Source organism: Ruegeria sp. YKSF131 (assembly GCF_059612645.1).
In genome coordinates this window covers 21808-34489 of sequence record NZ_JBXWQZ010000005.1, presented here as the reverse complement: position 1 = coordinate 34489, position 12682 = coordinate 21808, and the positions used below count along the sequence as shown (strand labels likewise).

Genomic DNA, 12682 nt, shown 5'->3' with positions numbered 1-12682 from the left:
AGCGCCCGACCGGGTGTAGCTGGTCGGGGTTGCGCAGCCCGGTCGGGCGCGGCTGATTTGCTTTCCGGCTTTAGCTTTGAGAGCGGCTCTTGAAGCGCCAGCTCTCGTTGCCTGTCTCGACGATCTCGCAATGATGCGTGAGACGGTCAAGCAACGCGGTCGTCATCTTTGCATCGCCGAACACACTTGGCCATTCACCAAAGGCAAGATTGGTGGTGATGATGACGCTGGTGCGCTCGTAGAGCTTCGATACCAGATGGAACAGAAGCTGCCCGCCTGCCTGAGCGAAAGGCAGATAGCCGAGTTCATCGAGCACAACGAAGTCAAGACGAGTGAGATGGTCGGCAATTCGGCCCTGGCGGCCAGCGCGCGCTTCTGTCTCGAGCCTGTTGACCAAATCGACGACATTGAAGAAACGGCCCCGTGCGCCGTTGCGGATGAGAGAGCGGGCAATGGCGATGGCCAGATGTGACTTTCCGGTTCCTGTTCCGCCGACCAGAACGACATTGCGCTGATCGGCAACGAAAGCACCGTTGGCAAGATCGCGGATCAGGCTCTCGTTGGCGGGCGTGCCGGTAAAGTCGAAGTCATCGACATCCTTGGCGAGTGGCAGCTTGGCGACGGTGAGCTGGTATTTGATGGAGCGCGCCTGTTTCTCGGATATCTCCGCCTGGAGCAAGTCGCCGACAATCTTCGGCGGCTCGTGCTGGCGCTTGATGGCAACGCCCATGATCTCATCATAAGCTGATCGCATCCCGTAGAGCTTCAGCGCTCCCATCAGATCCAGCACGTCGGTTCGTTGCATGGTTGTTTGCCCTCCTGAGGCTGTCATAGCGGGCGCAATCGGCAATCGGCTCGTGTGCCAGCTTCAGCGCCTGTGGAATGGAAAGGATCGGGTCGGGTGCAGGGTCGCGGCCGCGGGACAGGATGTTGAGGATTACTGACGCCGATGACACCCCCTGATCGAGCGCCTCCTGACAGGCCGCCTCGACCGCATTCAATCCGTCGCTCAGCACGCAGGTGAGGATCGACACCATTTGCCGGTCTCCGTCATCGGTGCCCTTCAGCTTGCGGCGCACTTTCTCCATGGCTGACGGCAAAACCCAGTTCTTGAACGGCGCGCCATTGCGCAGACCACCGGGTTTGCGCGCCAGCACCGGCACGTAATGCCAGGGATCGTAGATCACCTCGTTGCGGCCAAAGCAGCGGGCATGTTCGCCGACAATTGCGCCATCCTGGCGGATGACGATGCGATCAGCATAGGCGTGGATCTCGACCGGACGGCCGACGGCGCTCGAGAGCACTGAGTATTTGTTGTTGTCAAAACGAACGGTGCAGGTCTTCGACACGGCGGCCGGAACGCAATGGAAGCCGTCGAAGCGACCGGCATAGGGGATGAAGCTGGCACGTTCCTCCTCGAACACTTCCCAGATCGTGCGCTCGCCCTGTTCGGGATGGTAATGCGCCTTGGCCCGGGCGATGCATTTGTCGAGGAGCCAGCCGTTCAGGTCTTCCAGTGTCTTGAAGCGCAGCCTAGGCGCGAAGAAGCGCGCGCGCACCAGCCCGACCTGGTTCTCCACCTGGCCCTTCTCCCAACCCGATGCCGGTGTGCACGCCTGCGGCTCGACGAGATAATGCCCGCACATCTGCGCAAAGCGGCGGTTGTAGCGCCGATCCTTACCGATGAAGATCGCGTCCACAGCCGTCTTCATGTTGTCGTAAATGCCTCGCGTGCAGGTGCCGCGAAAGAAAGCAAACGCCCGGTCATGGGCGTCAAACACCATCTCCTGGCTCTCGCGTGGATAGGCCCGAATGAAGAACATGCGGCTATGGCACAGCCGCATATGCGCAACCTTCACGGTCACCGTCACGCCGTCCAGCAGCACGACCTCATGGCTCCAGTCAAACTGGTACGCCTCACCGGGCGCAAAGCTCAGCGGAATATAGGCCTCGGCCGCTGCACTGCCGCGTTGCTTTTCCCAATCGCGCGCATGGCGCCAGACCGAGCTGTAGCTGCCATCATAGCCAAGGCCTCGAAGCTCCTCGAAAATCTTGATCAGCGTCAGCCGCTCACGCTGAGGCTTTGCTGCGTTCGCCGACAGCAGCAAATCCAGCTTCTCTCGCCAAGCTCCCATCCGGGGATAGGGCTGCTGCTTGCGTTCGTAACGGAATTCCGTGTCGTCCGACCGCAGCACTTTGCGCACCACTTTCCGGGACACCTTAAGCTCACGGCAGATCGCCTTGATCGACTTACCTTGGACCTGTGACAGTCGGCGTATCTTCGCAATCGTTTCCACGACTAACATCCAAAACTTATGCCTCCGATGAAAACGAAGGCATTACATGACCCAAAATTGAGGGGTCCCATTTGGACGAAAATCAACCCTCAAACAGGGTCCCTATTCCACGGAAAATCACACCAGGATGAACGGAGGAGATGCCATGATGAAGACTTCCAGCTGCGACCAGCCAGCTTTGAAGATGGTCAATCCGGGCGCTGCGGCAATCGACATTGGTTCGACCATGCACATGGCCGCAGTGAATCCGGATAGTGACGACACGCCAGTGCGCGCGTTCGGCACTTTCACGCAGAATCTACATAATCTGGCCGAGTGGTTTCGCTCTTGCGGGGTGACCAGCGTCGCAATGGAATCCACCGGCGTCTACTGGATTCCTGCCTTCGAGATTCTCGAGCAGCACGGCTTCGAGGTGATCCTCGTGAATGCCCGCTACGCCAAGAACGTTCCGGGCCGAAAGACTGACGTCAGCGATGCTGGATGGCTCCGGCAGCTTCACTCCTACGGCCTGCTTCGGGGAAGCTTCAGGCCTGCTGCGGAGATTGCGACCTTGCGGGCCTATCTGTGGCAACGTGAGCGATTGGTGGAATACGCCGCGGCCCATATCCAGCATGTGCAGAAGGCCCTGATGGAGATGAACCTGCAACTGCATCACGTCGTCTCCGATATCACCGGTACAACGGGAATGCGAATCATCCGGGCAATAGCGGCGGGTGAACGCGATCCGGATGTGTTGGCGTCACTCCGCGATGTGCGCTGTCATTCCTCGATCGAGACTATCCGGGCTTCGTTGGTCGGCAATGACCGCGACAAGCACGTGTTTGCGCTGATCCAATCCTTGGAACTCTATGACTTCTATCAGGACAGGATGCTGGAATGTGACCGAAAGCTAGAGGCGGCCATCTCGGACTTGACGGTTCGGGCCGAACATCAGCTGCCACCTCTGCCGAAGGCGAGGACGAAGACCAAGCAAGTGAACGCGCCGTCTTTCGACGTTCGCGCTGCGCTTTACGGTGTTCTCGGCGTTGACCTGACCCAAATCCATGGTCTCGGTCCTTCATTGACGCTCAAATTGATCGGCGAATGTGGCTCGGATCTGCAGGCATGGCCGAGTGCCAAGCACTTCACATCCTGGCTTTGCCTTGCGCCGGGCAACAAGGTCTCGGGCGGCAAACTCCTCTCATCGCGGACGCGCCGATCTTCCAGCCGGGCAGCAGCACTACTGCGCTTGGCGGCCGTCACGATAGGAAGAAGTGACACGGCGCTCGGTGCATTCTATCGACGACTCGCAGCACGGATCGGCAAGCAAAAAGCTGTCACCGCGACTGCTCGCAAGATCGCGGTCCTCTTTTACAACACCCTACGCTTCGGCATGACCTATCGTGACCCCGGCGCCACAGCATATGACGAGCGACATCGCAGTCGCGTGCTTGCCAACCTCCAGCGCCGTGCCAAGACGCCTGGATAATCTCTGGCGCCCATGCCTGCGACCAAGTGTGTTTCCTAGGAAGCCACCGCGTATTTCGCCAGGGATGCAAAGTGAGATACGCGTTCGTGGCCGAGCATCACCCGCTGTTTTCGGTGCGGGCGATGTGTCGATGCCTCCGCATCCAACCGAGTGGCTTCTATGCCTGGCCGAAGAACCCGCTGTGCAGTCTGACGAAGGAAGACCTTCGTCAGACTGCACTTCTCCGAAAGGCCTAGAAAGACAGTGGCAAAGTCTATGGCTATCGCAAGCTCCACGATGATCTGCTGGATCAAGGTGAGACGTGCTGTCCGAACCGCGTTGCACGTCTGGCCACACTGGCGGGCACAAAAGCCCAGATCGGCTACAAGCGTCGGCCTGGCAGCTATGGCGGCAAACCGTCCTTGGTGGTGGACAACACGCTGGACCGGCAGTTCGACGTGGAAGCGCTAGACACAGCCTGGGTGACGGACATAACCTACATCAAAACGCTGGAAGGTTTTGCCTATCTGGCGGTCGTGATCGACCTCTACTCTCATCGTGTCGTCGGTTGGTCGATGCAGAGCCCGTCAGACGACGGACGTGGTCCTGCAGGCTTTGCTCATGGCCGTGTGGCGGAGAAAGCCGAAGAACAGAGTGCTGATCCACTCGGATCAGGGTTCCCAATTCACCAGCATGGACTGGGCGTCATTCCTCAGGGCTCACAATCTGGAACATTCTATGAGCCAGCGAGGAAACTGCCACGACAGCGCTGTCGCCGAGAGCTTCTTCAACCTGCTCAAGCGGGAGCGGATACGGCGTCGAACCTACAAGACACGCACCGAAGCTCGCCAGGATGTGTTCGGCTACATCGAGATGTTCTACAACCCAAGGCGCAAGCATGTCAGAAACGGGATGCTGTCACCCGTCGAGTTCGCACGGCAGCAGAAAATGAAGACCGAGGGTATCTAGAAAACAAAGGGTTATTCAAAGACACAACGGACATTCCGTCTGGTGACGATTGCAATTGCAAAAACGACAAAGGTTCACGAATTCTCCTTGCTTGTTTTGTATTGGTAAGGGAGCAACTAAAATCTTGAACAATCCCGATCTGTTCTTAAAGGCCCACAGTCCTTCTTGTGCTTCCGTCGACCACGTGAACACTTCATTTCGCGACTTGCCAAGCCTTAGGCCCCAGTGTGTGGAGAGACTTTCCAGTACCATCGATGGCAACAGTGACTGGCATATCGACCACTTCGAATTCGTGGATCGCCTCCATGCCCAAATCTTCGAACGCCACGACGCGGGCTGATCTGATCGACTTCGATATCAAATAGGCCGCGCCGCCGACAGCCACGAGGTAGGGCGCACCATGTCGGCGGATCGCGGCAAGGCCTTCGGGTCCGCGTTCGGCTTTGCCAATGAGGCAACTGACGCCCGCGCTCAGGATCCGGTCCGTGTAACGGTCCATACGCGATGACGTTGTCGGACCCGCGGGGCCAATCACTTCCCCTGCTGCAGCAGGGACCGGGCCGACATAGTAGATGGCGCGCCCGGCCAACGGGATTGGGAGTTGCTCGCCACGCTCAAGCATGTCGACGATGCGCGCATGAGCGGCATCGCGCGCGGTCAAAAGGTTGCCCGACACCAGCATGGTCGTCCCAACCGGATAAAGCGCCAAATTCTCCTTAGAAATTGCGTTCAAATCAATGCGCACGGAAGCACCCTGACCGTCATCCAAGCTAGGCCACGTGCTCAAATCGGGCGCTGGAAGTTCCGCTGGCCCACGACCATCCAGTTGAAACGCAATGTGGCGGTTGGCGGCGCATTGAGGGATGAGTGCCACCGGCATGGAGGCGGCATGAGTAGGGTATGTGTTGAGCTTTAAATCGATGATCGTTGTCTGGCCGCCCATTCCTTGAGCTCCAATCCCCAGATTATTGATAGCATCAAAAAGCCGTAGACGCATCGCGTCGAGGTCGTTGACAGGCCCATTCCGTCGCAAACCGGGCATGTCGATCGGCTCAAACAACGCCCGTTTCGCCATGAGCATTGCCTTCTCGGCACTGCCGCCGACGCCGACGGAGATCAAGCCTGGCGGACACCACCCGCTTCCAAGGTCTTGGACAGTGTCTAACACCCAAGCCTCCAAGTTCTGGCGGGGCAGGAGTTGCGCAAAGCGAGCTTTGTTTTCGGACCCGCCGCCTTTGGCCGCGACGTGGAAGGTAACGGCATTTCCTGGCACCAAGGACACGTGAAGGATTGCTGGTGCATTCGTGCCGGTATTCTTCCAACCAAAAACGGGGTCGGCTATCATTGAAGCGCGCAGCGGGTTCTCTTCATGGGCGTAGGCCGCTTCAACGCCTTGATCAACGAGTGTTTGGAGATCATCGCCTGATGGAAGCCGGGCTTCTATTCCGACCTCTGCAAAGATCACGACCATTCCGGTATCTTGGCATATCGGCCGACGACCCAATGCCGCCAAGCGGGAGTTTCTGAGAATCAAGCCAATTGCATCGCGTGCTGGCGCGCTCTTTTCCCGTTGCCAAGCTTCATAGAGAGCTGCGATAAAGTCCGGCGGATGGAAGTAGGAGACGTATTGTAGGGCATCTCGGATGCCTTCAACGATGTGTTGGGCCGGTATGACTCTACTCATGGGCCACCTAGTTGCAGGCCCCGTTCTGCGGTCCTTTCAAGAAGCCGCTGTGCACGGGCCAGGACAGGCGCGTCGATCATTTGCCCAGCAAGGCCAACGACACCTTTGTCTGATGACGCTTCTGCGGCGGCGACAATCCTTCGGGCCCACTCTAGTTCTTCTATTGTCGGTGCATAGACATTCTGAGCAATCTCGACCTGCGCCGGATGGATACAAAGGGTCCCGCACATGCCCCACGCGCGCGCACGGCGACAGCCAGACTCAAAGGCATCGCGGTTACCGAAGTCGGACAATTGTGCGGCTGTTCCGATTGGGATCGTGTCATTTGCAATGGCTAACGGCACGAGGGCAGTCTTCGCTGCAACGATGGTTTCGGAGTTGGGCTCAACGCCAAGATCAGTCGCCAGATCCTCGTCCCCGATTGCAATAAGTGAGAGCAATGCATGTCTTGCAATCTCATGCAGGCGCGCAATACCGCTTGCTGTTTCGACGAGACCCATCACTTTTACGTCTTGCACATCATTGCTTGCGATGAACTCGGCAACACCATCCAGCATCGCGGCGCTTTCTACTTTGGGAACGATGAGGCCGTCTGCGTCAGCTTCCAAAGCTGCGTGGATGTCCTCTCGCATCAAGGAGAACGGGGCATTCACTCGGACAAAGACCGAAACATTCGCTGATTTTAGCCGGGACACCTGCTCTGAGAGGGCATCGCGCGCCGTGGTCTTGCTCGCGGCCGGAATGCTGTCTTCAAGGTCCAGGATGACAACATCCACATCGAGCGTACTTGCCTTCTGCACACGTTTTAAGTCGGTCGCCGGGACGAAGAGCAGTGCGCGGGGGGCTTTCATGCTGCTTTGACCAGATCAGCTGCCTTTTCACCGATCATCATTGATGTCGCGTAGGTGTTGGCAGAAATCATGGAAGGCATGATCGAGGCATCCGCCACGCGCAAACCTTGGAGCCCGTGGACACACAGAGTGTCATCCACCACGGCATTAGGATCCCCAGCCGGACCCATCTTCGCGGTGCCAATCAGATGGTAGCCTGTCGATCCATTGCGTTGACAGAAGTCGAGCATCTCATCGTCGGACCGCACATCAGGGCCTGGTACAGTCTCGCAGTCTAGCCATTGTGACATGCGTGGTGTGTGGAGAACTTCACGCACGAACTGCATCCCTTTGACCATCACATGCCGGTCCACAGGATCCTCAAGATAATTCGGCTGCACGATGGGCAGGACTTCGGGGTCTCGGGACGTCGCCCGGACAAAACCTCGGCTCAGCGGGCGATGTTGCCAAGCCCCCCCCGTGACTCCCGGATAGCCGTCGAGGGCGTAGTGTTCGCCTTCCTTGTAACTGCCTGGCGTAAAGACGCATTGCGTATCGGGCAAATCCAAGGCGGCGTCGGATTTTGTGAACATGAAGACCTGTGAGGGCGCGTGTGACAGTATGTTGGGACGCCCCGCCGCCCACCTCGCAATCTCGCGCAGAAGGCGCGGACCGCATGCCATTTCATTGAGAGTGACGACACCCGGTTTTGCGCGCATGACCATCCGTGCAGAGTAGTGATCTGCAAGATTTTCGCCGACACCTGGCAAAACATGCACAACGGGCACGCCCAAGCCCTTCAGCAGATCGGGGGCTCCAATACCAGAGATCTGCAGAAGCCGCGCGGTGTTCACCGTCCCCGCCGATACAATCACTTCGCGGCGCGCAGTGATGATCCGCTCAGATCCACCCCGCCTGCGGAAGCGAACGCCAGTGCAGCGACGGCCATCGAAGTTAAGCGCCTGGACCGTGGCATCCTTGAGCAAGCGTATGTTTGGTCGCTTTAATGCGGGGGCCAAAATGCCAGTCGCAGAACTCACACGCAGCCCGTTGCGGATCGTCCGTTGGAAATACCCTACGCCATACTGACCACCGTCATTGTAGTCAGGTCGCAAAGGAAGTCCGCAATCCTGTGCCGCAGCGATAAAAGCTTCGGAAACCGGATGAAACCAGTCCATGTCGGTGACAGGTACACCACCATCGCGTCCCCGAGCGTCAACAGTTCCAGGACCAATGCGAGCCTCGGTCCGCCGGAAGAGTGGCAGGACATCCTCCCAGCCCCATCCGCGATTGCCCATCCGGGCCCATAGATCAAAGTCCTCTTTCTGCCCTCGGTTGTAGACCATTCCGTTGATAGAACCCGACCCACCGACGACCCGTCCTTGCCTTGTGTCGATCACCCTCCCTCCGGTGCGCTGAGTCGGCTCCGTCTTGAAACCCCACGTGATCCGCGACTGATGAAGCGCTTTCACGAAACCTGCCGGAATGCGAACATACGGTCGTAAGTCTGAAGGTCCGGCCTCCAGCACGCAGACGCTGTGTTTTCCGCTCTCTGAAAGGCGTGCTGCAACAATCGATCCTGCAGCGCCTGCACCTACAACGACATAGTCGTATTCGCCCATGCTGAGCGTTTTCGTCGTCATTGGCCAAACTCCTGACGCAGAGAATGATCATGTGCACCCAGGGCCGGGACAGAGGAGAGCGTTGGCATTCGATCACCGTCTACAATCGCAGGTGGCGCGACCACTGACGCGATCCCCGCCGGCGTTGAGATGTCGATGCGCCGCAAATGGGGATGCTCGGCGAGATCGGTGACTTCGTTGAGGCGGCCATAGGCAATTGACGCATCGGACAGAAGCTCAAGGACGGCTGCATTGCCAAGCTCCGCAAAGCGGTGAGCGATGTGCGCGTCAAGCGCTGCCCGGTTCGAAAGCCTTGCCATATTGTCTGCAAAGGCTGGATCGCGAGTCAGCGATGGATCCGCCATCACAGTTTCGCAAAATTGGACCCATTCCCGGTCGTTCTGGACCGAAAAGACTACCGTGCGTCCGTCCCCGGTGCTGTAAGCGCCGTATGGGGCAAGGGATGCATGATGAACACCTTGGCGTGTTGGAGCGGCTCCGCCTGCCGCCTGCAGCAACGGGACATTCATCCAGTCTGCAACCGCGTCAAAAAGCGAGACGTCGATATTGCTGCCTATCCCAGTCACTGACCGCACGATCAGAGCCTCGAGAATGGCCGCATGCGCATACATCCCGGCCGCAATATCACAAACCGATACACCCACACGCGCGGGCCCATCGGCTGTTCCGGTGATTGCACACAGCGCTGTCTCAGATTGCACTATGAGGTCATAGGCCTTGAGATCGGAGAATGGACCCTCTTCGCCAAAACCTGAGACATTGCATGTGATCAGTTTGGGATTTTCCGACCGCAGGGTTGCGTGATCGAGACTCAACTTGGCTAGACTGCCGGGCTTGAGGTTTTGAACCACGATATCGGCTTGAGCGATCATGCGCAGCAACAGGTGGCGGTCTGTTTCGTCTTTGAGGTTGAGGCGCAGGCTTTCTTTCCCACGATTCAACCAGACAAAGTAAGAGCTCTCGCCATCTGCAAACGTGTCATAGGCTCTGGCGAAGTCTCCTTCGGCGCGCTCCACTTTAATGACGCGGGCGCCGGCATCGGCCAACCGCGATGTCGCGTATGGGGCAGCAACAGCCTGCTCAATTGCAACTACAAGGACGCCGTCCAATGGTTTTCTGGTCATGTATGAGCACCTCTGTACGAGATCTCAGCCAGGGTGCGCAGCTGCGCATTGCCGACGATTGTGAGACCTTCGTCCATTCCCATACCGGGCTTGGCGAGGAGCATCTCGGCACCAACGGCCAAGGCGACGTCAGCAGAGAGTTGCGCGGAAAGGTCTGTTTCGGTGCAGGAGCCTCCGATGTAGACGCCAGCGCCCTCTGCCTTGCAATGGAGTGCCGCTTTGATCGTGTCCGAGATCAACCCGACATCCGGCATCTTGATCTGGATGATGTGAGCCGCGTGTGCTGATGCAAATGCCCGCATGTCTTCGATGGAATTGCAGTGTTCATCCGCAACGATGCGTGCAGGGCATCCCAGACGGTCCAGCGCCGCGACGATTTCGGCATATCCTTCGATCTGCGCAGCCGTCGATCCATAGTCAACGGGGCATTCGATATGCAGGCCAAATGGATCAGCAGCGTCCTGAGCCTTCGCTATGAAATCAGCGACCTTTGTTGGATCCTCCGAGATACCAAGACCGATCCAACCGTAGACGTCAAAGTGAAGTCGCGGTTTGTACGTCTCTGTTCCGAGGCTTTCAACACGTGACGCGACGTATTTGATGAACTCAAGGAACGTCTCTCCCTGAGGCCCGAACTTTTCGGACGCGTTGATGAGGCCGTGAGGCAGGACGTCCACCCCCTTAAGGACCATCTTATCGACGGCTGTGTGACGATCATCGCCGCTTTGGGCATAAAGCGGGCATGGGCCGGTTGGCAGCGGCAGATCGAATTCGTCGCAGATGACCTCCGTCGGCGTGCGTCTTTTGCTCGTTGCGACGGCCCTTAGAAGGGCCTGGCTGCAACCGTATCGCGTTGCAGCACCGGCGCGGATAGCTGCGACACGATCGCAAAGCGTGGAGAATTGATCGACCGATACCCCGACCAAGGCCTCTCGCCAAACGCTATCGATCTCTTCCTTTAGCGATTGATGGGTCGGCACAGGCTCACGACCAGAGGTCCCTGCGTATTGCACAGTTAGGGCATCACCCCAAGCGACTTCGCCATTGGATAGAACCAAGCCCACGCCAAGTGCTGGGACTGGCATCCGAACGTGTTCAAACCCCGGGGTGACGGGATTTCCAACATAGAGGAAGCCGTCTTTTTCGCGACCGCCCCGAATGGCCATTTGGTCGTCATGAAAAAAGGCTCCGCGCCCTTCTATGGTTATGACGTCTTGGATCGTAGTCATGTGCTCGAACCTCCCTCAAAGAGCGTCGCGGCAGCGCCGTTCACAAGTTTGAGGTTCTGAAAAGCAGCAAAACCGGGCTCACCGCCTTCATATCCGAGCCCACTGTCACGACGACCGGGGTTCGGCACGTCGGCGCGCACGCCTCGCAACATGTTGATGGAAACACTCCCCGCGTCGAGCTGGCTGGTCACCAAGCGTTTTGTGTCTTCGTCTGCCGAGAAGACATAGGAGGCCAGACCATAAGGCGATGCGTTTGCGCTCTTGATGGCTTCCTCAATCGTGTCGTAAGGAACGACCGGCAAGATCGGGCCAAAGACCTCCTCTTTGAGCACAAGAGACCCAGGCGCGACGTTCGAAATGATTGTCGGTGGCCAGAAAAACCCGGGCCCATCTGGTCGAACGGCTGCCTCATATATCTTTGCCCCACGTAGCTTTGCGTCTTCTGCAAAATGCGCCAAGCGGTCGACTGCCCGCCGAGCAAAGAGCGGTCCCATGACCGTGGTGGGCTCGGTCGCTGGGCCCATCAAATAGCGCGCCGCCGCTTGTTCCAACGCCGCGACGAAATCATCATGAATGGCCCGATCAACAAAGACGCGGCCCGGTGCATTGCAGCTCTGTCCCGCGTGTTCGAACTTGTACTCGGCTATCTGCTCGGCTGTATCTTTCAAATCAATGCCTCTGGTGACGATGACAGGCGCGTTCCCTCCAAGTTCCAAAACACAGTTCTGTAGGTTCTGAGCGGCTCGGACCGCGAGCAGCCGCCCAACCCGCGTTGAACCAGTGAAGCTGACAACACGGACCTCCGGCCTGGCCATGATCTGTTCAGAGAGGTGGCCTGGATCGCCAAGCAGGAGAGACACGGCGCCAGGGGGAACACCCGCCTCCCAAAGCGCTTCAACGATGGCTATAGCCGCCGCCGGAGACTCTTCCGCAGCTTTCAAGATCACAGGACATCCAGCCGCGAGGGGGGCAGCAACCTTGCGTGCCGATAGGACTGCCGGATAATTCCAAGGCGAAAATGCTGCGACAACGCCGATTGGTTCTCGAAGTAGGCATCGCGTGTCGTCGATGGGTTGGGGCGCGCACAGTCGCTCCGCGTTCTCGCCATTCCAAACCAGCGTTTCCAGCGCGCGCACAAACTCGCCTTCGGCTTCGGAAATAGTCTTACCCTGCTCAATGGACATGCGGAGGGATGCATCTTTCACCCGCTTTTCCAAACCAGCCGCAGCCGCGATCAGGATGCGTCCTCGTTCGCGTGCAGGCGTTGCTGCCCATTCAGAGCGTGCAGCGACCGCATGATCGATCGCGGCGATGACGTCTTCGTCCGTCGCAATGGAAACCTGAGCGACGATAGTTTCGTTGGATGGGTCAATGAGATCGCGCACTTTTTCGCGCGGAACCGGGACCCGGTTCACGAGGGAATGATAGTATTTCATGGATACTCTCTGAATGAGAATGC

At 58.1% G+C, this 12682-nt stretch carries 9 protein-coding genes and 1 pseudogene; 2 read left to right on the top strand and 8 right to left on the bottom strand.

The window, feature by feature from the left end:
• Positions 1-70 precede the first annotated feature (70 nt).
• Complete coding sequence (gene istB, locus AC2FLZ_RS03315; protein ID WP_496881764.1) at positions 71-805, bottom strand: IS21-like element helper ATPase IstB; 735 nt, start codon at positions 803-805, stop codon at positions 71-73.
• Positions 738-2306, bottom strand: coding sequence for an IS21 family transposase (istA, locus tag AC2FLZ_RS03310; protein ID WP_496881763.1), 1569 nt, complete (start codon positions 2304-2306; stop codon positions 738-740). The genes istB and istA overlap by 68 nt, the downstream gene beginning before the upstream one ends.
• A 136-nt stretch (positions 2307-2442) precedes the next feature.
• Between istA and AC2FLZ_RS03305 the strand changes: the two genes are divergently transcribed.
• Both AC2FLZ_RS03305 and AC2FLZ_RS03300 read left to right on the top strand, forming a co-directional pair.
• Positions 2443-3765 (top strand): IS110 family RNA-guided transposase, encoded by a 1323-nt coding sequence (locus tag AC2FLZ_RS03305; RefSeq protein ID WP_496881762.1) that lies wholly within the window; start codon positions 2443-2445, stop codon positions 3763-3765.
• A gap of 41 nt (positions 3766-3806) precedes the next feature.
• Positions 3807-4713 (top strand): annotated as a pseudogene (locus tag AC2FLZ_RS03300) (IS3 family transposase); the annotation flags it as partial.
• A gap of 193 nt (positions 4714-4906) precedes the next feature.
• Here the strand turns inward: AC2FLZ_RS03300 and AC2FLZ_RS03295 are convergent.
• From AC2FLZ_RS03295 to AC2FLZ_RS03270, 6 genes are read right to left on the bottom strand one after another with little or no spacing between them, the layout of a single operon-like run.
• Positions 4907-6397, bottom strand: coding sequence for a fumarate hydratase (locus AC2FLZ_RS03295; RefSeq protein WP_496881761.1), 1491 nt, complete (start codon positions 6395-6397; stop codon positions 4907-4909).
• Positions 6394-7248, bottom strand: a complete 855-nt coding sequence (locus AC2FLZ_RS03290; RefSeq protein WP_496881760.1) for an HpcH/HpaI aldolase/citrate lyase family protein — start codon at positions 7246-7248, stop codon at positions 6394-6396. The genes AC2FLZ_RS03295 and AC2FLZ_RS03290 overlap by 4 nt, the downstream gene beginning before the upstream one ends.
• Positions 7245-8870, bottom strand: a complete 1626-nt coding sequence (locus AC2FLZ_RS03285) for a GMC family oxidoreductase (RefSeq protein ID WP_496881759.1) — start codon at positions 8868-8870, stop codon at positions 7245-7247. Before AC2FLZ_RS03285 ends, AC2FLZ_RS03290 begins: the two co-directional genes overlap by 4 nt.
• Positions 8867-9994: a CaiB/BaiF CoA transferase family protein gene (locus AC2FLZ_RS03280; protein WP_496881758.1), complete on the bottom strand. Its 1128-nt coding sequence runs from the start codon at positions 9992-9994 to the stop codon at positions 8867-8869. Before AC2FLZ_RS03280 ends, AC2FLZ_RS03285 begins: the two co-directional genes overlap by 4 nt.
• Positions 9991-11223, bottom strand: a complete 1233-nt coding sequence (locus AC2FLZ_RS03275; protein WP_496881757.1) for a methylaspartate ammonia-lyase — start codon at positions 11221-11223, stop codon at positions 9991-9993. Before AC2FLZ_RS03275 ends, AC2FLZ_RS03280 begins: the two co-directional genes overlap by 4 nt.
• Positions 11220-12659 carry an aldehyde dehydrogenase family protein gene (locus AC2FLZ_RS03270; protein WP_496881756.1) on the bottom strand — a complete coding sequence of 480 codons (1440 nt, stop codon included), beginning with the start codon at positions 12657-12659 and terminating at the stop codon, positions 11220-11222. The genes AC2FLZ_RS03275 and AC2FLZ_RS03270 overlap by 4 nt, the downstream gene beginning before the upstream one ends.
• Between the last annotated feature and the right edge of the window lie 23 nt (positions 12660-12682).